This is a genomic window from uncultured Porphyromonas sp., from assembly GCF_905372525.1.
In the GTDB taxonomy this organism is placed as follows: Bacteria; Bacteroidota; Bacteroidia; order Bacteroidales; family Porphyromonadaceae; genus Porphyromonas.
Genome location: NZ_CAJPPN010000044.1, coordinates 1 through 20,947, shown reverse-complemented (window position 1 = coordinate 20,947; position 20,947 = coordinate 1). Strand labels below are relative to the sequence as shown.

The window sequence follows — 20,947 nt, the reverse complement described above, 5'->3', positions numbered from 1 at the left end:
TAGAGCGAGGTAGTGTACACGCGTGTATACAGTAGTGTACACGTGGGTATACAGTAGTGTACACACGTGTACACTTTACCCTCCTAAGTAGTAGGTATACGCTTGGCAGGTCTACGCCTAGGATACAGATGCTTCTATCCTGGGGTAAGCTCTTCAATCGCTTTGCCCTAGCCCCCTATTTATTCCAGACGTCAGTCCTGCACTCTATCCCCTCAGTGGTGCACCTAATTCTATTAGGCTGAGGGGGGTAATTTATGTATCTTTGTAAACAAAAAGACTTCGGCACAGGGAACAAAGCAATGAAGCGATGAAGCAATATCAAGACTTACTCCGCCATATCCTAGCGACAGGTAGAGAGAAGGGCGATCGTACCGGTACGGGGACGATCAGCACCTTTGGCTATCAGATGCGCTTCGATCTTAGGGAGGGATTCCCCCTCTTGACGACCAAGAAGCTCCATCTGAAGAGTATTATCTACGAGCTCCTATGGTTCCTACGGGGCGATACCAACGTACAGTACCTACAGGAGCATGGGGTGAGGATCTGGAATGAGTGGGCACGTGAGGATGGCGACCTAGGGCCCATCTATGGCTACCAGTGGCGCTCGTGGCCCGACTACCACGGGGGGCATATCGACCAGATCCAGCAGATCATCGATCAGCTAAGGCGAGACCCCGATAGTCGGCGAATGCTCGTCTCGGCATGGAATGTAGCTCAGCTTGATCAGATGGCACTCGCTCCATGTCACTGTCTGATGCAGTTCTACGTAGCCGAGGGGAGACTCAGCCTACAGCTCTATCAGCGTAGTGCAGATGTATTCCTCGGTGTGCCCTTCAATATTGCTTCCTATGCCCTGCTGATGATGATGATCGCACAGGTGACGGGACTGGAGGTAGGGGACTTCGTCCATACCTTCGGAGATGTCCATATCTATCGAGATCACCTAGAGCAGGTCGAGCTCCAGCTAGAGCGTACGCCTAAGACGCTACCGCAGATGAAGCTCAACCCACAGATCCGTGAGCTAGAGGACTTCACCTATGAGGACTTTGAGCTCGTAGGCTATGAGCCCTATCCCCACATAGCAGCAAAGGTCTCCGTCTAACCTCCCCCTATAAGACAAGATACGTAGATATGATACTCTCCATCATCGTCGCTATGGGTGAGGATAGAGCGATCGGTAAGGACAACCAGCTCCTATGGCGGCTCTCTGACGACCTCCGACGCTTCAAGGCTCTGACGACAGGACACACCATACTCATGGGACGACGTACCTATGAGTCCCTCCCCAATGGCGCTCTACCCAATAGACGCAATATCGTCATCAGCCGTACTCTAGGCTCTCTGCCCGGGGCAGAGGTCTATGCCTCGGTCGAGGAGGCTCTCTCCGAGGTAGAGCAGGACGAAGAGGTCTTCGTCATCGGTGGAGGAGCGATCTATGGAGCCTTCCTCCCACGGGTAGATAGGATCTATCTGACATACGTCCGAGCTTCCTTCCCTGGAGCGGATACGTTCTTCCCTGCCCTTGACATGGAGCAGTGGGTGGAGCAGGAAGTGCAGGAATATCCCGCAGATGAGCGGAACGAATATGCCACACGATTTAGCCTTCTCGTACGAAAGAGGGGGCAGTGCTAACATAAGACTTCGATACTTAAGACATATATTAAGCTACTAAGCGATGCAGAAACCAACGATCCCTAAGGGTATGCGAGACTTCGGGCCAGTAGAGATGGCACGACGTAACTATATCTTCGACACCATCCGAGAGGTCTACGCCCTCTTTGGCTACCGCCAGATCGAGACCCCAACGATGGAGCAGCTCTCTACCCTAATGGGCAAATATGGAGAGGAGGGCGACCGCCTACTCTTCAAGGTGCTGAACTCTGGGGATGCCCTACGGGACTTCAGCGATGAGGAGCTACTGGAGCGCAATGCCACACGCTTCGCCAATAAAGCTTGTGAGAAGGGTCTACGCTACGATCTGACCGTACCCTTTGCTCGCTATGTGGTCATGCATCGCTCAGAGCTTACGTTGCCCTTCCGTCGCTATCAGATACAGCCCGTATGGCGTGCTGACCGCCCACAGAAGGGGCGCTACCGAGAGTTCTACCAGTGCGATGCGGACGTGATCGGCTCCACCTCGCTCCTCAATGAAGTGGAGCTACTACAGATCATAGACGAGGTCTACCGCCGTCTAGGTCTGCGTGTACGCATCCTACTGAACAACCGAAAGATACTCGGCGGTATCGCTGAGGTCATTGGGGCAGAGGATCGGCTAATTGATATCACGACAGCGATCGACAAGCTTGACAAGATAGGGGAGGAGAAGGTATTCGATGAGCTCCGAAGCAAGGCTTTCACCGAGCAGGAGCTAGAGCGACTACGCCCTCTACTCGCTCTCTCGGGCTCTAATCGGGAGAAGCTCCAGCAGCTATCCTCCCTACTAGCTCAGTCAGAGCAGGGGCAGAAGGGGATCGAGGAGCTACTCTTCATCCTCGACCATACCGACCACCTGGACTTCACCGCAGAGCTAGCTATAGACCTTAGCCTTGCTCGTGGGCTATCCTACTACACGGGAGCTATCCTAGAGGTCAAGGCTCTGGATGCCGCTATGGGAAGTATCTCAGGTGGTGGACGCTATGATGACCTCACGGGGATCTTCGGCCTCGGAGGACTGAGTGGGGTAGGGATCTCCTTCGGCGCAGACCGTATCTACGATGTCCTGCTAGAGCTAGGTCTCTTCCCCGAAGATGCAGAGACCGGTACACAGGTGCTCTTTGCCAACTTCGGGCAGGAGGATGCGCTCTATCTCATGCCCATCATTGCCCGCCTTCGCCGTGCGGGTGTGCGCTGTGAACTCTATCCAGAGCCCACCAAGATCAAGAAGCAGATGAGCTATGCCGATAGCCTACATATCCCCTATGTCGTCCTCGTCGGCGAAGAGGAGCGTCTCTCGGGACGCTTTACCCTAAAGGATATGCGCCTAGGCGAGCAGAAGACGCTTAGCGAAGAGGAGCTACTGGAGTATATCTATCACTAAAGGCTCGTAAGACGTGCTACAACAAGAGGAATCACATACCAACCCCACCTCATCAGCTGAGATAGGGTATCTGCTCCTAGACAAGATCCGGGAGCCTAAGGACCTTCGCCGTCTCAGCCCCGATCAGCTACCGCAGCTCTGTGCCGAGATCCGCCGCTTCATGCTCGAGGCGCTCTCGGTCAATCCTGGGCACCTCGGTGCAAACCTTGGAGCAGTGGAAATCACCGTAGCCATGCACTACGTCTTCGATACGCCAGAGGATAGGATCGTCTGGGATGTAGGGCATCAGGCCTATGTCCATAAGATCCTCACGGGGCGCAGAGAGGCTTTCGGTACGCTACGCAAGTGGGGGGGGCTAGCAGGCTTCCCGATCCCATCCGAGAGTGAGTACGATACATTCGCCGCAGGGCACGCTTCGAACTCGATCTCGGCAGCGCTCGGGATGGCTGTAGCCGTTGCACTGAAGGAGGAGCATCGTCGTGTCGTAGCCTTTATCGGTGATGGTGCTATGTCGGGAGGAATGGCTTTTGAGGGGCTGAACAATGCCTCCTCCTTCCCCAACAACCTCCTTGTGATCCTCAACGACAACAACATGTCCATCGACCACAATGTCGGTGGGCTCAATAAGCACATGGTCAATCTGCTGACCAATCCCACCTACAACAGCATGCGCTACGATATGTATCGTGCCCTGCGCAAGCTGCATATCATTCAGGAGGATCAGCGCAAGGGGTTGCTACGCTTCAATAATAGAGTCAAGTCCCTAATCTCGGGGCAGAGCAACTTCTTCGATAGCTTCAGCATACGCTACCTAGGCCCCACAGATGGGCACGATATAGCGCACCTCGTACAGATCCTACAGGATATCCGTGATATGAAGGGGCCTCGCATCCTGCATATCAGCACTAAGAAGGGGAAGGGCTACACCCCAGCAGAGGAAGATCCCACGGTATGGCATGCCCCAGGGAAGTTTGATCCTATGACGGGAGAGCGTATCCTAGGTAGTGCTACCCCCCAGCCGCCTAAGTATCAGGATGTCTTCGGGCATACGCTCGTCGAGCTCGCTGATGGAGATGAGCGTATAGTAGCCGTCACACCAGCCATGCCGACAGGATGCTCAATGACCTATATGATGGAGGCTTATCCTCAGCGATCATTCGATGTGGGGATAGCAGAGGAGCATGCCGTGACCTTCTCCTCTGGCTTGGCTGCCGAGGGCTTAATCCCCGTGTGCAACATCTACTCCACGTTCATGCAGCGAGCCTATGATCAGCTCATTCATGATGTGGCACTCACGGAGAGTCATGTCGTCTTCTGTCTCGATCGTGCAGGGCTAGTCGGGGAGGATGGAGCGACCCATCAGGGTGCCTTCGATATAGCCTATCTCAGGACAATCCCTGGGATGACCGTTTGCTCTCCTTATGATGAGGTACAGCTAAGACATCTAATGCGCTCCGCCTGCTTTGAGTGGTCTGGCCCTATCGCTATCCGTTATCCTAGAGGCTCGGGGTCAGTCATAGACTGGCGACAGCCGATGCAGTCCTATCCCTATGCTAAGTCACGGGTACTCTCCTCGGGTGAGGATCTTACCTTCCTATCCCTTGGCCCACTCGGAGTGACAGTGAGCCGTGTTGTAGAGCGCCTACAGAGAGAGGGCTACGCAGTGGGACATGTCGATCTTGTCTTTGCCAAGCCCCTCGATGAAGAGACTTTGGAGCAGGTATTCCGCCAGAGCAAGCGTGTAATTACCATCGAGGAAGGATGCCTCAATGGGGGCGTAGGCTCGGGTATTCTACAGCTCGCTATGGAGCGAGGCTTCGCTACGAGGATCAAGTGTCTCGGACTACCCGATGAATTCATCGCCCATGGGACGCCCGCAGAACAGCGGAAGTACTGTGGCCTAGATGAAGAGGCTATATATCACACGGCTAAGGACCTCCTAGCCACTCAATCCTAGAGAAGATGCGGATCGTAATCGCAGGAGCAGGTGAAGTAGGGACACATCTAGCAAAGATGCTCTCCAATGAGGACCAAAACATCGTCCTCATCGACTCTGATGCAAAGAAACTAGAGCGCGCGACTCATCACCTAGAGGTCCTACCCATAGAGGGTAGCCCCACGCTACTCTCAGATCTGGAGAGCGCCCACGTAGAGGGAGCAGACCTCTTCGTAGGGGTCACACCAGAGGAGTCAACGAATATCATGGCCTGTGCTCTGGCTAAGCGCGTGGGGGCAAAGCATACCATCGCTCGGATCAATAACGCAGAGTACCTGGAGGCTGAGTACACCAAACTCCTCGAGGAGCTCGGTGTGGACTGGATGATCTATCCAGAGGAGCTCGCAGCCAACGAGATCGCTGCTATCACGAAGTACCCCTGGGCTCGGCAATATATCACGCTCTTCAATGGCGCTCTAGCACTCATCGGCGTCAAGGTGCGACAAGGGGCTCCTATCGTCGGTAAGCACCTACATGAGCTCAAGGGTATCTTGCCCGAGGCTGAGGCTAAGTCCTACCACATCGTCGCTATTAAGCGAGACCTAGATACCATTATCCCAAGTGGTCGTACGCTAATCGAGCATAACGACCTCGTCTTTTTTACCTGTGGAGTAGACCACACTGATGTTATTCGTCAGCTAGCTGGTAAAGACGCCCCTGAGATACGGCGTATCGTCATCATGGGAGCTAGTCCAGTCGCACTGAGAGCCATCACCAAGATCCCATCGAGCATCCAGATAGCCCTCATCGAGAGCAATAAGGACAAGTGCCTACGTCTCTCTGAGCGTATGCCTGCCAACGTAGAGATCTATCACGGAGATGGACGTGACCCCGAGATCTGTGAGGAGGTAGGGCTAAGTGATGCTCAGGTCTTTGTAGCTCTCACAGAGAACTCGGAGACCAACGTCCTAGCATGCCTGGCGGCTAAGCGCTACAATGTCTACAAGACGATCGCCAAGGAGGAGAATATCGACTATATCCCCTTAGCCTACCGTCTAGACATCGGGACGCTAATCAATAAGAAGCTACTAGCAGCGGGCTATATCTATCGTATCCTACTAGGTCAGCAGACAGGACAGGTGACCTGCCTCTCCCTAGTCAGTAATGCGGAGGTAGTCGAGCTCGTCACACGCCGAGACTCTAAGATCGTAGGGAAAAGGGTTAGCGAGCTACATCTCCCCCAGAATATCACCTTCGGGGGGATGATCCGCAATGGTACCCCATCTATGATTGATGGGAATACGATCTTCGAGCCCTATGATCATGTAGTCATCTTCTACCACGATGTATCCATCAAGGAGCTGAACAAGCTCTTCTAAAGTGAGAGAAGGTCGTTATGCACTCCATTAACTTCCGATTTATCAGTCGTGTCCTCGGGATGATGTGCCTCCTAGAGGCTGGGGTCGTAGTCGGGATACTCGTCCTAGCTATCTGCTTCGATGAGCCCTTCCTCCCCTGGGTAGCTACGATCTTGACCTTCACGGGGGTAGGGCTTTCACTCCTAGGCCTCGGTAAGGAAGCCCGAGAGAAGACACAGGCAACACGCCGCGAGGGGATGCTCACGGTGACTCTTACCTGGCTCCTCCTTTCCCTCATCGGGATGCTCCCTTTCCTAATGAATGGAGCGACGCATAGTGCCTTAGACGCTTTCTTTGAGACGGTATCGGGCTTCACGACGACGGGGGCGACAGTCTTTCGTGATGTAGAGTCGCTCCCTCGTTCTCTACTCTTCTGGCGAAGCCTCACACAGTGGCAGGGTGGGGTAGGGATCGTCGTCTTCACAGTCGCCCTAATGCCCATATTCGGTGGTGGGGCTACTCAGCTCTACAATGCGGAGACGACGGGGATCACTCATGATCGCTTCTTCCCTCGGATCACAGATGTCGCCAAGGCTCTCTGGCTCGTCTACCTAGCTGAGACTCTCGTCCTGATCCTACTCCTTTGGCTCGGCCCAATGCCTCTCTTCGATGCCATCTGTCACGCCTTCACCTGTATCTCTACGGGAGGGTATTCGACACGGAATGAAGGCATAGAGGCCTATCACTCGCCCTATCTGGACTATGTGATCTCGGGCTTCATGTATATAGGTAGTCTAAATCTTACGTTGGTCTTCTTTGCGCTCACGGGGAAGCCAAGGCGCCTATTTAGGGATGAGGAGTTCTGTTTCTTCACCCTCTTCATCCTCTCGATAACATCGATGATGGCCCTGAGTCTCTACCTGAGGGGACAGTACCCTAGCATCGAAGAGAATATACGCTTCGCCCTATTCCAGACGATCTCGCTGGGCTCAAGCACGGGCTACCTATCTACGGATATAACTCACCTTGGCTCGTTCATCTGGATGCTAGCCTTGATCCTCATGTTCGTCAATGGCTGTGCAGGCTCTACCTCGGGGGGACTAAAGAGTGCTCGTTTCCTAGTTCTGCTCAAGAACCTATATAACGAGTTCAAGAAGCAAATCCACCCCCATCTACTGACTCCCGTACTGATGAATAAGCGTCAGCTCAGCGTGAGTGCTGTGCACCAGGTCCTAGCCTTCTGTGTCATGTACATCATGTTGATCTTTATCGGGGCGACCCTCCTGATGATGGATCAGAATGACTTCATCTCCAGTATCAGTATCGCATGCTCTGCGATCAGTAACTCTGGTCCTGCGATCGGGAAGTATGCTCTCTCGGTAGGGGAGGCTAGTGTTTTCTCCAAGGGGGTACTTTGCTTCCTCATGCTTGCTGGTCGCCTGGAGGTCTTTACCGTGATCGGCATCCTCACCCCCTACTTCTGGAAGCGATAGCGACCGACTCCGGATAATTCCGCTCCAGATAAATAACCGAGCCCATGGTGTGCTGTACACACCATGGGCTCGGTTATTTATCTGGAGGTTAGTAAACCTACGCCCTCTGATATGAGGGGCTGTAGGCTATTGCCAGAGGTAGAAGTCTTGCCAGTCCGTCGCCATATGAAAGAGTAATCCGACCCCGATGACTCGTACCCACCAAGGAAGTCCCAGCCTATGCAGAGGGAGGATACAGAGCAGGGCATAGAGGACGATCATCGGATAGGAATGTAGGAGGTGAAAGCCTACACTACACCTATTGGGATCAAAGATCGGCTGAGCAAGTAGGTGATCGAGGTCTACCAGCATCGTTGCTAGTAGGATGAGGTAAGCCTTGAACTGTCTGGAGCGTCCCCAGAGAAAAGCGAGGAAGTAGGGAGCAAGGAAGTGTAGCCCGTAGTGGACTATTCCACGAAGCATACTTAACGAGCCTCTTAAGCCACAGGACGAGCCTCCGGGCTATTCACCCTCTGGTACTGCCTCACGTTCCTTCTGCTCGAGTAGACGGAGCTTTTTCTCCGTGAGCTCGATATCTGCCACGAGGGCATCACGCTTGCGCTCGATCTCACTCAGTAGGGTCGATCCGCTCTTACTGCTTACATTGAGGAACGTTAGGTTGTTCTCGTACGTATTGAGCTCGGCACGCTGCCGGTCGAGGTGCCGCTGCAGACGAGCATGCTCCGTCTGTAGGCTACTACCCTTGGTCTCTAGGTTGTCCAGGGACGCCCCATATCCAGAGAGTCTACGCTCAGAGCGGTGCTTCCTTAGCTTGCCGTGGAGGGCATCGAGGAGCTCTCTGTAGGCTGCATTGATGGCTTCCTTCTCCTTGTGGGGGACAGAGCCTGCCTGCTTCCAGCGTTCGTTGTACTCCGTGAGGAGCTCTCTGAGGTTCTCTGGCTCCTCACCCTCGTTTATCGCAGTGAGCTCCTTGAGGATATCACGCTTTATCGCTAGGCTCTTGCGGGCCTCATGATAGACATCGGACTTACGTGTACCCTCCTTCTTTCGACGCTCGAAGAAGTAGTCAAAGCTCTCTCTGAACTCTTCCCAGATCTTCTGACTATACTTCTGGGAGACAGAGCCTGCCTCCTGCCACTCCTTTTGGAGCTTCTTGAAGGCCTCAGCAGTAGCCTCCCAGTCGGTGCTCTCCCGAAGAGCCTTTGCCCGCTCGATGAGCTCACGCTTGACCTTCAGCACCTCGTCACTGTGATCCTGAGCCTTCCTCATAAAGTCACTACGGTGACGGAAGAAAGCATCCACACCCGCACGGAAGCGTTGGTAGATCATATCATTGTCCTTACGGGGGGCATAGCCTATGGTGCGCCACTCGGCTTGCATCGCCTTGATCTGATCTGTGGCCTTGGACCAAGCAGCATGTGTCGTCAGGACTCCATCGATGAGGAGCTCTTCGACCTTGACACAGATATCCGTCTTAGCCTGGAGGTTCTCCTCCTCTGTGGCTTTACGCTTGTCGTGGAACTCTTGGTGACGCTTGTGTAGGGCTCCTGCTAGCTGCTTGAACTCCGTATTCACCTCCTGCCTCAGTTCCTTAGACACTGGGCCGAGCTCATGCCACTGAGTGGTCAGCTCTTGGAGCTTGCGGTGGGCGGCGATGACATCCTTCACGGCTTCGAGATCGCGGAGCTCCTGTAGGAGAGCACGCTTGGCCTCAAGGTTCTTCTTGAAGTCCAGCTGTCGGAGATCGTCGTTGATAGCCTTTAGGTCGTAGAACTGGTCACGGAGGGTATAGAAGCGTTTGTTCAGCTCTGCTTGATCCTTCTGATCGACAGAGCCACTCTCCTTCCATTCGTCACGGATATGGGTGAACTTGGCATACAGCTCGCCGAACTCAGTCCCCTCTTTATTCTCATTAAAGAGTTCCTCAAAGCGGAGTAATAGGGCTTCCTTCTTCGCTTTATTTTCTGAGAATAGGGCTTCTTGGGCTTCTTGTCTCTTACGATCACGTTCTTTGAAAGTCGCTAGGAGCTCACCGAGACGAATCTCCTGTGCCTCTAGGTTGTCTCTCTGGTTGGCATCGGCCTCATTCTGTCTCTCCTTTCTTCGGATAAATTGGCCACGTATCTGCTCCACAGTCTTACGATCAGGGAGCTCTTCCTGCTGGAGGAGCAGTGCGAGCTGATCGACGAGCTGCTGTGCGGTCATTGTCTGGAGGTTCGGGGTTGTGTCCTGAGGCGTAGTTTGCTGGTCAAGCTGGGGTGCTGTGGCCTCAGCCTGCTGTGTTTGTCCTGAGTTCTGAAGAAGTTCCATAATCTCTTTTCTCTGAAGTGTGATCGTTCCTCCCTACCATGGACGTCCATCAGGCTATTGTTACCCCTTGATGGAGCTACCGAATGGCTACGGAGGAGCCCATATAAATATTGCCTAGTACAAAGAAAACGATTTTTTCGTTTCTCTCCAATCTTTCCCGCCTACAACGGGGGGAAAGAGGATACTTTTATAGCTCACACCCAAGAGATCCGACCATAAGGGGACCTCACTCACTCCGCAGCATTATATACATCGAATAGTAGGGAGCGCACACCCTGAGTCCCCCCCTTGCGCTCCTATAGAGAGCGTCCTCACCACCTAGATGGAGGAGACGAGTGCGTCCTTATCGAGAGCGTAGTAGCTCCTTAGTGATGTTCGTCCCCATTATTCTATGCGTGGCGGAGAAGATATTCCTGTCCTACCTCGTCTAGGAGCGCTCCACCATCTCTATGCGATAATCGAGATTGTCCCCTATGGCAAGGCTCCATCAGCCTAGTCGCCGCCTCGGATAATGTCACTGGCGAACTCAGACAGCCTCTCAGCACTCTCCACCCTTCGGCTATTTAGGGATATCATTCTATTCCCAGGAGAGCCTGAGCGACAGCTCTGGAGCGCCAAGACTATCCCAGAGAAATGCACCTACGAGGGAGCCCTACAGGGGACATACTTAGAGCGTGAGAGTGTACACGTGGGTACACTATTGTATACCCACGTGTATACAACCTCCCCCTTGGTAGTAGATGTAGGCTTGCTCTACCGACTCCTAAGACACAGATATATCTATCGCGAACCTTATGCCCCCGAGCTCTTCGACCTAGCCCCCTAGTACTTCCATGCGTTGGCCCTAAGTTCCCCTAGATCCTCGCCCCTCAGTATACCATATTATATAGGGCACGTCAAGGGGAATAAAACTTTTGCCAATCTGCGTATTATAGAGATTTGTTGATTATCTTTGCCCTACAGAATTCAAGCTAACAAGTATTAACTAACTTCATAAACCCAAAAAGAGAAGAGCATGAATACTCCTCAAGAACTACGGTACACAAAAGACCACGAATGGGCACGCCTAGAGGGTGATGTCGTCTATGTAGGTATCACGGACTACGCACAGGGCGAGCTCGGCGAAATCGTATTCGTCGATGTCCCCACCGAAGGTGAAACTCTCAGCGCAGAAGAAGTCTTCGGCTCCATCGAAGCCGTAAAGACGGTCTCGGATCTCCTCCTACCTATCGAAGGCGAAGTCCTCGAGCTAAATCCTGAGCTAGAGGATCAGCCCGAGCTCGTGAACAACGACCCCTACGGCAAGGGCTGGATCATCAAGGTCAAGCCTGCCAATGCCGACGATGTAGAAGGGCTACTCAGCGCAGCCGACTACACGAAGCTCATCGCTGGATAGACCGACCATAGCGTGAAGCCACTCGTCAGTATCATCATGGGTAGTACCTCCGACCTACCCATCATGGAGAAGGCTGCGATACGACTAGATGCTCTAGGTATCCCCTTCGAGATGCTTGCTCTCTCGGCACATCGTACTCCCAAGGAGGTAGAGGCCTTCGCGACCTCAGCTAAGGAGCGAGGCATACGTGTAATTATCGGTGCTGCTGGCATGGCTGCACACCTCTGTGGGGTCATTGCCTCCATGACCTCTATTCCCGTCATCGGGGTGCCGATCAAGGCCTCCCTTGAGGGGGTGGATGCGCTCTACTCCATCGTGCAGATGCCCCCAGGCATACCCGTCGCTACTGTCGGGATCAATGCCGCAGAGAATGCTGCTCTGCTCGCTGTGCAGATGCTAGCTACCTCTGATGAGGAGCTCTACCAACGACTAGAGCGCTACAAGGAGTCGCTCAAGGAGAAAGTCGTCAAGGCTAATAAGGAACTATCAGAGGTGAAGTTCGCCCACAAAACGAACTAATCTCCCTACTATGTGTTGTAGACCCAGAGGACGAGTAGCTTCTCCGTCCTCTGGGTTTACTTTGTACATACAGATCATCGCTGATGTCAGACATCCAAGCATCTTATCTCGGGGCTGAGCCCTGCCAATATCATAGACGTAGCTCCATCATCGTGCAGATAGGGGATACCCCCCTCGGTGTAGACTACCCCATACGTGTACAGTCTATGGCTACCGCCTCCACCCTCGATACGGAGGCTGCTGTTGCTCAGGCTGAACGCATTATCTCTGCAGGAGCTGAGTACCTCCGCTATACAGCACAAGACAAGCGTGTGGCCACCAATCTCGGTGTCATCCATCAGGCACTACATGCCCGTGGCCTCACGACACCCCTCGTGGCCGACATTCACTTCAATCCCACTGCGGCAGACACAGCCCTAGAGTACGTGGAGAAGGTGCGGATCAACCCGGGGAACTACGTCGATAGCAAGGGGCGTACAGAATGGAATGATGAGGTCTATCGTACCCTACACCAGCAGGTAGAGGAGCGCTTCGGCGCCTTCGTCCTTAGGGCTAAGGAGCTCGGTCGTGCTATTCGCATTGGAGTCAATCATGGTTCTCTCTCGGAGCGTATGGTCATGCTCTATGGGGATACTCCGGAGGGGATGGTACAGAGCTGCCTAGAGTACCTCGACGTATGCCGAGCACACGACTTCCACGACATAGTCATCTCGATGAAGTCCTCCAACACTGTAGTAATGACGGCAGCTGTCCGTCTCCTCGTAGAGCGACTGCACACTCTTGGCTATCCGGCCTATCCCCTGCACCTCGGGGTGACTGAGGCGGGCGAGGGAGAGGACGGACGGATCAAGAGCTCTGTCGGGATCGGCTCGCTCCTTGCCGATGGGATAGGGGATACGATCAGAGTCTCACTCAGCGAAGAGCCTGAGTGTGAGATCCCAGTCGCTCGTGCGCTCGTAGACTACATAACACGGAGGGAGGCCGCCTCTACGGCTGAGGGAGACCTACCCAGCTGGGAGGAGTACCGCGAGCTCTGTCGGGATGCCCGCAGAGGGACTACAGCCGTAGGAGCATTCGCAGGGGGGAATAATCTCCCTATAGTCCTTCTTCCCACCAGAGAAGGGGAGGATCTACAAGTATACCCCCAGCGCCCCGACGCAATCCTCACCCCCAATGGTCAGCTAAGAGCCTATAACGGCACCCCGATCATCGGTGTATCTGTCTGTGCTCTGTCCTCAGAGAGCATAGCGGAGGAAGCTATCCAGCGACTGCTTGAGCACCCACAGACGCTCATCCTGCTAGAGAGTAGGGGAGAGAATCCCGTCGCTGACTGGCGGTGGGGCTTTACCCAGCTACGCCGCAGGGGTATCACCAATCCCATCCTTCTCAAGCGAACCTATGAGGAGACGAACCTCGACCTCTTCCGCCTCTATGCAGCTGCCGACTGTGGGAGCATCCTCCTCGACGGATGGGGGAACGGGCTATGTCTCGAGGCTCCACATCTCGAAGCCGAGGAGGTGGTAAAGACAGCCTTCGGGATCCTGCAGGCGACACGCCTAAGGATGAGCAAGACAGAGTTCATCAGCTGTCCCGGTTGTGGCCGTACGCTTTACAACCTTCAGAATACAATCGCCGAGATCAAGGCTGCGACAGCCCACCTCAAAGGACTGAAGATAGGCATCATGGGCTGTATCGTCAATGGCCCCGGTGAGATGGCTGATGCTGACTATGGCTACGTCGGGGCTGCCCCAGGGAAAATAGACCTATACAAGGGTCAGGAATGTATCAGAAAGGGTGTCCCCCAAGCTCAAGCCGTAGAGCATCTCATCGCACTCATCAGGGAGCATGGGGACTGGAAAGAGCCCGATGGAGAGTCTCAGGTCAGCTAAGCTCAAACTCCCGCTAGGACTCGTCCACTCACTCGCCCCACAGCAGATATTGGCATAACGCAAGCCTATGTTACCGATCAAAGTCATCAACAAATCCCGTCACCCCCTCCCGAGCTATGCTACAGCGGGGGCTGCCGGACTCGATCTCCGAGCTTCCCTCTCTGAACCCATCACCCTTCAGCCCCTAGAGCGGAGGCTCATCCCGACTGGACTCTATATGGAACTGCCACTGGGCTATGAGGCTCAGATACGCCCACGCAGTGGGCTCTCTATCCGGTATGGGATCACCGTGATCAATAGCCCAGGTACGATCGATGCAGACTATAGAGGAGAGCTGCAGGTTCCCCTGGTCAATCTCTCTAATGAACCCTTTGTGATCGAGGACGGAGAGCGCGTTGCGCAGATGGTCATCTCCCGACACGAAGTCATCGAATGGGAGCTCGCCGAAAGGCTATCTGAGACCGAGCGAGGGGAGGGAGGCTTCGGCCATACGGGGCGAGGATAGAGTCCTCCTCGCTCCCCACTATTGCCCTCCAAGGGCGAACGTCCTATAGATAGAGGATTATGCTCATCCTTTATCGTGGGGCGCTGATTAGCCTTATACATGAGATCTCATTTCCGCTGTCCTAAAGTAGAATGATATGTAATACCCATGTATATGAGTTCTGGAGCGTATATTTTATCCTCCGTGTGCACATCTTGACCTAGGCAAATAGCCCCATATACGCGTATATCTCTCGCTGTGATCTTCTACCAAAGAGTGTACGTATCATCCTCCTTACACGCTCTTGACCTAGATAAATAGCCCCATATACGCATTATACCTCTCGCTGTAGTCACCTACCAAAGAGTGTACGTATCATAAAGTCGCAGCCGAGATCTTCGTAGAGGCATATTCATCGTTCCGATTTTCAACATCTAAGAGAGGGGAGGATCAAGTACATCCGTCGAACAAGGTACAGCATATCCCTGAGCGGGTATCCCTGGACATATTGATAAGAGAGTAGCCCTCTAATCACACAAACTAAACATAACCAACATAACCGAAGAATACAGTTGATACTTAGAACCATACCTATATAGCCTCGTGAGGTTGCTCCTTTTCAACAGAGGAAAAGAACAGAGGAAAAGGCGTACTTTTGTAGACCAACGTAGGCAAAGCAAATGAACAAAGAAGAAATAGAGCAGGTAGATGTTATAATTATTGGTGCTGGGCTGACAGGATTGACTTTGGCCTATCACCTTCGCAGGCTTGGACGAAAGGTGCAAATATTAGAGAGCTCTCAGCATGTGGGGGGAGCGATCCAAACCTTCCATCAGGAGGGATTCACCTTTGAGAGCGGCCCTAATACCGGTGTAGTAGGAAGCGTCGAGGTGGCGGAATTACTAGAGCAACAGTCAGACCTCCGACTAATAGCAGACCCTTCGGCCAAGAAACGCTTAATCCTCAAAGGTGGGCGGTTCTACCCGCTTCCCTCTGGCCCGAAGTCAGGGCTGCAGACTCCACTTATAAGCCTGGGGGATAAGTTTAGAGTCCTCTTAGAGCCCTTCCGGAAGCCGGGTACAGACCCAGATGAGACCTTAGCTCATCTTGTGGAGAGAAGACTGGGAAAGAGTTACCTAGACTACGCTGTCGATCCCTTCATCGGAGGGATATATGCTGGCGATCCACGGAGGTTGGTGACTCGCTTTGCTCTGCCCAAGCTCTATGCCCTAGAGCAGACTTACGGTAGCTTCATACGAGGAGCTATCGCCAAGCGTCGAGCCCCTAAAGCACCGAAGTCCGAGCTCATCACACGCGAGGTTTTTGCCACACATGGCGGACTCAGTACCCTAACCGACCGGCTCGCAGAATTGATTGGTAGGAAGAGGATCCACCTCGGGGTATCAGCTTGTAGTCTTACTCCTCATCCTGAGGGCCACTGGGAAGCAAGGTACATCCAGGCTGATGAGTCCCACTGCCTACGGGGAAGGCATATCGTCACGACCTGCACAGCACCTCAGCTCCAGTCGTTACTCCCCTTCCTATCAGAGGCGGACTTGGCTCCTATCTTATCGCTACGCTATGCGCCGGTAGTACAGGTTAGCTGGGGGAAGCGAGAGCTCTCACTCCCCCACTTCCATGCCTTTGGTGGCCTTGTACCTTCCCTCGAGGACAAGCAACTCCTCGGGATATTGAACCCAAGTGCTTGCTTCCCAGACCGAGCGCCTGAGGGAGGGACACTCCTCTCAATCTTCCTCGGCGGAATGCGAAGCCCCGAACTCATTGAAGCTTCGGATGAGGAGATACGTCAGATTGTCTCCGATCGTCTGAGGAGACTTCTTGGGATAGACTACGAGCCCGACCTTATCCGGATCTTTCGCCATCGGCATGCCATCCCGCAATATGAAGCGAGCTCCGAGGCGAGACTAACTCAGATCTCCACCCTCGAGGCCCTCCACCCGGGGCTACACCTAGCCGGTGCGATACGTGACGGCATCGGTATGTCTGACCGAGTACGACAGGCGACCCTACTGGCTCATGAGCTCGATGGGCAGCTCCCGACCTATGACAAGTAGTCTATATTACTCGGAGCGTACCAAGAAGATCCTTAAGGTGACCCTCCTCGGTAGTGTCTCCAACATTACACTCGTCATCCTCAAGCTCATCGTCGGGATCCTAGGGCACAGTAACGCTCTCATCGCAGAGGCTATCAACTCGATCTCCGACTTTGCCACAGACCTCATAGCACTTATCTTCATCCGTATCTCGGGTAAGCCCCAGGATAAGGATCATCACTACGGACACGGGAAGTATGAGACCCTAGCCTCCGTGGTCATGGCCGCTATGATGATGTGTGTCGGGGGGCTTCTCCTCATCCATAGTACTCGGGAGGTCTATGGGCTCCTATTCCTTGGTCTCAAGCTCCCTAGTCCAAGCTATCTGACACTAGTCATAGCACTCGTCTCTCTACTGATCAAGGAGGTGCTCTATCGCTACACCTCGCGCTGGGCTCATCTACTGAAGAGCTCCGCCCTCAGAGCAAAGGCAGCTGATCACCGAGGGGATACTCTGGCTCTCCTAGCAGTGTCCCTTGGGCTGGCAGGTGCGATCTTCTTAGGTGAGAAATGGCTGTTCCTAGAGCCTCTAGCTGCAGCAGTCGTAAGTATCTTTATTCTCCGCATGGGCTGGGTCGTGCTCTACCCTGCCTTCTGTGAGCTCACTGAGGAGAGTTTACCCCCAGCTGTCGAAGATGAGATCCGACAGATCGCCTATTGGACACCCCGAGTGAAGGGTATCGGCAAGCTACGCACACGTAGTATAGGAGAGCGCTACGCTATCGAGCTTGATATCCTCGTTGATGGATCTATTTCGGTGACCGAGGGGCATGACATCACACTGTCCCTAGAGGAGGCTCTATGTAGCCACTTTGGGGATATGACCCACATTACGATCCACGTCGAGCCGATAGAGTGTCCCTGCCATCAGCACCCTCAGCGGAAGTGTACCCCAAGTACCCTCACAGACCCTATAAACAATGAAGGTAACGACAACGAAGATTGACCTCCAGGACATGCATTTCTATGCCTATCATGGTGTGATGGAGCAGGAGCGTCGTGTAGGAAACCACTTCGTCCTACAGCTATCAGTATGGGCAGAGGTCACTCCTAGCCTGTACTCTGACCGAATAGAAGATACAGTTAGCTATGCTGAGATCTATGAAGTGATTGCCCAGGAGATGGCTATACCCTCCCTACTGCTAGAGCATGTCGTAGGGAGGATCGGAGAGCGTCTATTCAAGACCTTCCACCAAATCAGTCATATTAGTCTCACCTTGTCTAAGACCAAGCCACCTCTCCCAGGAGAGGTATCTAAGGCCTCCTTTACCCTAGAGGCTTCACGAGACTAGGATCCCCTTCCCTAAAAAATAAATGACGAGCCCCCGATGACTTGGATCATCGGGGGCTCGTCGTATACGAAGATACCGAAGCTCTGGAGGACGGCTTAAGTCCTATACCTCTAGGTCTACGACTTGGAGAGCTCGAGGGCTCCTATGAGCTCGTTGACATCAGAGAAACCATGACGTCGCAGGTAGTCCTCTATCCCCTCTAGGATCTGTATCGAGGCCGTAGGATCCACGAAGTTGTATGTGCCGATCTCTATAGCCGTCGCTCCTGCGAGGAGGAACTCTATAGCATCTGTCGCCGAAGCGATCCCACCCATCCCTATGATAGGGATATGCACCGCCTGAGCTACCTGCCAGACCATCCGTAGCGCAATGGGCTTGACTGCAGGGCCAGACAGCCCACCTGTAACTGTCGAAAGAACGGGACGTCGGCGCTCGGCGTCAATAGCCATACCGAGCAGGGTGTTGATCATCGAGAGAGAATCTGCTCCCTCTGCTTCCACGGCGCGTGCTATCTCCGTGATGTCAGTGACGTTGGGGGATAGCTTCACGATAAGTGTCTTGTCATAGACCGCTCGTACGGCACGGACTACGGAGGCAGCACCTGCACACGTGACCCCGAAGGCCATGCCTCCCTCCTTGACGTTGGGGCAGGAGATATTGAGTTCGATCGCAGGGATATGCTCCAGGGCATTGATTTTCTCCGCTGTAGCCACGTAGTCCTCTACCTGAGAGCCACTGACATTTACGATCATCGCCGTATTGTATGGATAGATCTGTGGGTAGATATGCTGACAGAAGTAGTCTACCCCCTTATTCTGCAGCCCTACGGCATTGAGCATCCCAGAGGGCGTCTCTGCCATACGAGGATAGGGGTTACCCTGTCGTGCGTGTAGGGTCGTTCCCTTGACGAAAATCCCTCCTAACCTACTAATATCGATGAAGTCAGTATACTCTATCCCATAGCCGAAGGTGCCCGAAGCGACCATCACGGGGTTCTTGATCCTGAGTCCCCGACCAATATTTACGCTTGTCTGAAGCATTGTTCGTTAGTTAGTCTTTCTTTATCAAGCGGGAATTAAAGACTGGGCCCTCCGTGCAGACGCAAGTATTCCCCTGCCCGATCAGATCCTCGACGCAGCAGAGACAGGCTCCTATACCGCAAGCCATAGAGTTCTCTAGGGATACTTCGCAGTCGATCCCTCGTTGCTCTGCTATCTTAGCCACCGCCAGCATCATGACCCTTGGTCCACACGTGTAGATGCGATCAAACACCCCCGCCCGGAGGATCTCGTGATTCGTCACCCGTCCATGTACCCCGAGCTCCCCATTATCCGTCGTACAATAGACCTCACCTAGACGGCCTAGCTCCTCTCTGAGGACGATATGAGCTGCTGTACGCCCCCCTAGGAGTATGCTGGGACGTATCCCTCGGTCATGGAAAGCCTGAGCGAGGAAGAACATAGGTGCTATCCCGACACCTCCCCCGACGAGCAGAGGACGCTGTATCCCCTCTAGGGTGAATGTACTCCCCAGTGGAATGAGTAGATCTAGCGTCGTGCCCTCGGCTAGGGACGTTAAGATAGAGGTTCCTCGTCCCACCCGTCCGATGAGTAACCATAGCTCCCTGCGCTCTGGCAGGGCGTTGCAGATGGAGATAGGACGGCGTAGTAAGACCTTCCCTCCAGGCACTGCTACTTGGACGAATTGCCCCGGTGCCATAGGTGGGAATGCCCCCTGCTCTAGTGGTAGTACGAGGCGTAGCAGATAGTTGCCTGCACCGAGGTCTTGGGTGGAAAGGAGAGTGAACTGGAGTGAATACTTCTTCATCAATTCTAGTGAATAAGATCGCGACAAAGATACTTATAGATTCTCCCATTACTGAGGGCTCCTAGGCGGGATAAATCGCACTAGTCATTGCACCTAAAGGTCTTGAAGCTATTGTCCGTATAGAAGACCATAATACGATCAATCTCCTTGTCTGACCTCAGGGCTAGCTCCGTCTTTAGCTTCACGATCTCCTCAGACTGGGTACGGATGATCTCCCGCATCCCATCACTACTCTTATCTCCGGCACTAGGTACCATCTGCGAGGGGAATAGCCCCATCTCGTAGGGGTCTGAGGAGGGGGCTGGTGTCCCAAATAGGAACTCATAGGGATCGACTAGCTCCGAATAATGCTCGATGACCTTATTGATTACCGAGACGCTAATGAGCTGCTTCTCATTCAGGATTTGGGATAGAGTGGCCTGAGGGATACCAGCACCAAGGGCGAAGTCCTTTGCGCTCATCTTGCTCGCCTCGACGACCGTCCGGAGCCGGCGCGAGATCTCTTCTAGGTTTAAAAAGTCTGCCATAGTGTCATCCGATTTATGATTCAAAATTACGAAAAGGAAATCAAAGGAGCAAACTTTAGGTTTTAAATATCGGAATTCAAATATTAGAATTAGAATATCGGAAACACAAAACAAAAGAAGCAAATACCCGCTCCCCCACCCCTCAACACTCTGTAGTGATACTTTAACATAAACGAGGTAATACACTCATGTATAAGCATATGAGTGTAAACAATGTAATCTAATGCGCCAATATATTCTCATTTCTAGCCTATAAACTCTAGTAGTTCCCTAGATACCATGATATAAATATCTGGGAATTTGAGTTATAAACCTACGTCCTATAGAGTATACTTTGCCTCGATTTGATATTTGAATATTGATTTGCTTAGCCGAATATTTACTTGAGTTAAACTTCTCTCTTATTGCATTCGCAATTCCAAATAACGAATACTCCTACCCTACTTGCGTGGAACACATGCGTAGTTTGTTATCTTGAATTACTCCGATAAGGTATCTATCCTCTCCTAGGCTCTGGAGTTGACATTTTGGCATATGCATACTCGTGGTTATGACTTGTTGTCCAGCTGATCCTCACAGCTAGTTTGACACACCCTCCGGTCTTTGCTCCCTATATCTCATTCTCAGATCTCCATCTTTCTTTGCATGCCCATTAAGCGAGTCCTATGCATTGGCCATGACATCTAAGCTGATTAGCCCTCGGGCAATCTCCTTACTGGAGGATGATGCGGATATTCTCCTTTTTCCCTTTGGGTGATAGCCTGG

At 53.1% G+C, this 20,947-nt stretch carries 18 protein-coding genes; 13 read left to right on the top strand and 5 right to left on the bottom strand.

What is annotated here, in order from left to right; genetic code table 11:
* Window positions 1-307 precede the first annotated feature (307 nt).
* The 6 genes from QZ170_RS07800 to QZ170_RS07775 are packed head-to-tail and all read left to right on the top strand — an operon-like array spanning window position 308 to window position 7,824.
* A complete protein-coding gene (locus tag QZ170_RS07800) occupies window positions 308-1,102 on the top strand; it encodes a thymidylate synthase (RefSeq protein WP_297179542.1) in 795 nt (264 codons plus the stop codon).
* 32 nt (window positions 1,103-1,134) lie between these two features.
* A complete protein-coding gene (locus tag QZ170_RS07795) occupies window positions 1,135-1,632 on the top strand; it encodes a dihydrofolate reductase (RefSeq protein ID WP_297179545.1) in 498 nt (165 codons plus the stop codon).
* 43 nt (window positions 1,633-1,675) lie between these two features.
* Window positions 1,676-3,037 (top strand): histidine--tRNA ligase, encoded by a 1,362-nt coding sequence (gene hisS, locus QZ170_RS07790; RefSeq protein ID WP_297179539.1) that lies wholly within the window; start codon window positions 1,676-1,678, stop codon window positions 3,035-3,037.
* A 13-nt stretch (window positions 3,038-3,050) separates the two neighbouring features.
* Window positions 3,051-4,994 carry a 1-deoxy-D-xylulose-5-phosphate synthase gene (dxs, locus tag QZ170_RS07785; RefSeq protein WP_297179536.1) on the top strand — a complete coding sequence of 648 codons (1,944 nt, stop codon included), beginning with the start codon at window positions 3,051-3,053 and terminating at the stop codon, window positions 4,992-4,994.
* A 5-nt stretch (window positions 4,995-4,999) separates the two neighbouring features.
* Window positions 5,000-6,352 (top strand): Trk system potassium transporter TrkA, encoded by a 1,353-nt coding sequence (gene trkA / locus QZ170_RS07780; RefSeq protein WP_297179533.1) that lies wholly within the window; start codon window positions 5,000-5,002, stop codon window positions 6,350-6,352.
* Window positions 6,353-6,369: 17 nt separating this feature from the next.
* Window positions 6,370-7,824: a TrkH family potassium uptake protein gene (locus QZ170_RS07775; RefSeq protein ID WP_297179530.1), complete on the top strand. Its 1,455-nt coding sequence runs from the start codon at window positions 6,370-6,372 to the stop codon at window positions 7,822-7,824.
* A gap of 126 nt (window positions 7,825-7,950) precedes the next feature.
* Here QZ170_RS07775 and QZ170_RS07770 read toward each other — a convergent pair whose 3' ends face one another.
* Window positions 7,951-8,286 (bottom strand): DUF6122 family protein, encoded by a 336-nt coding sequence (locus QZ170_RS07770; protein WP_297179528.1) that lies wholly within the window; start codon window positions 8,284-8,286, stop codon window positions 7,951-7,953.
* 39 nt (window positions 8,287-8,325) lie between these two features.
* Window positions 8,326-10,134 (bottom strand): DUF349 domain-containing protein, encoded by a 1,809-nt coding sequence (locus tag QZ170_RS07765; protein ID WP_297179526.1) that lies wholly within the window; start codon window positions 10,132-10,134, stop codon window positions 8,326-8,328.
* Between the two features lie 1,015 nt (window positions 10,135-11,149).
* On the opposite strand from QZ170_RS07765, the gene gcvH reads away from it, so the two are divergent.
* From gcvH to folB, 7 genes are all read left to right on the top strand, one after another.
* Window positions 11,150-11,530 (top strand): glycine cleavage system protein GcvH, encoded by a 381-nt coding sequence (gene gcvH, locus QZ170_RS07760; protein ID WP_297179523.1) that lies wholly within the window; start codon window positions 11,150-11,152, stop codon window positions 11,528-11,530.
* Window positions 11,531-11,542: 12 nt separating this feature from the next.
* The gene (gene purE, locus QZ170_RS07755; protein WP_297179520.1) at window positions 11,543-12,049 is read left to right on the top strand and encodes a 5-(carboxyamino)imidazole ribonucleotide mutase; all 507 of its coding nucleotides are present in this window, start codon (window positions 11,543-11,545) and stop codon (window positions 12,047-12,049) included.
* Between the two features lie 83 nt (window positions 12,050-12,132).
* Window positions 12,133-13,938: a (E)-4-hydroxy-3-methylbut-2-enyl-diphosphate synthase gene (gene ispG / locus QZ170_RS07750; protein WP_297179517.1), complete on the top strand. Its 1,806-nt coding sequence runs from the start codon at window positions 12,133-12,135 to the stop codon at window positions 13,936-13,938.
* A gap of 67 nt (window positions 13,939-14,005) precedes the next feature.
* Entirely contained in the window at window positions 14,006-14,443 is a 438-nt protein-coding gene (gene dut, locus QZ170_RS07745; RefSeq protein WP_297179514.1) for a dUTP diphosphatase, read from the top strand.
* A 659-nt stretch (window positions 14,444-15,102) separates the two neighbouring features.
* Entirely contained in the window at window positions 15,103-16,497 is a 1,395-nt protein-coding gene (gene hemG, locus QZ170_RS07740) for a protoporphyrinogen oxidase (RefSeq protein ID WP_297179512.1), read from the top strand.
* Complete coding sequence (locus QZ170_RS07735; protein ID WP_297179510.1) at window positions 16,487-17,482, top strand: cation diffusion facilitator family transporter; 996 nt, start codon at window positions 16,487-16,489, stop codon at window positions 17,480-17,482. The genes hemG and QZ170_RS07735 overlap by 11 nt, the downstream gene beginning before the upstream one ends.
* Window positions 17,457-17,828, top strand: a complete 372-nt coding sequence (gene folB, locus QZ170_RS07730; protein ID WP_297179508.1) for a dihydroneopterin aldolase — start codon at window positions 17,457-17,459, stop codon at window positions 17,826-17,828. The genes QZ170_RS07735 and folB overlap by 26 nt, the downstream gene beginning before the upstream one ends.
* 116 nt (window positions 17,829-17,944) lie before the next feature.
* Here the strand turns inward: folB and QZ170_RS07725 are convergent, their stop codons facing one another.
* The 3 genes from QZ170_RS07725 to QZ170_RS07715 form a co-directional block, all read right to left on the bottom strand.
* A complete protein-coding gene (locus QZ170_RS07725; protein ID WP_297179505.1) occupies window positions 17,945-18,868 on the bottom strand; it encodes a dihydroorotate dehydrogenase in 924 nt (307 codons plus the stop codon).
* 10 nt (window positions 18,869-18,878) lie between these two features.
* Window positions 18,879-19,655, bottom strand: coding sequence for a dihydroorotate dehydrogenase electron transfer subunit (locus QZ170_RS07720; RefSeq protein ID WP_297179503.1), 777 nt, complete (start codon window positions 19,653-19,655; stop codon window positions 18,879-18,881).
* A gap of 80 nt (window positions 19,656-19,735) precedes the next feature.
* A complete protein-coding gene (locus tag QZ170_RS07715) occupies window positions 19,736-20,182 on the bottom strand; it encodes a helix-turn-helix transcriptional regulator (protein ID WP_297179502.1) in 447 nt (148 codons plus the stop codon).
* Window positions 20,183-20,947: the final 765 nt, after the last annotated feature.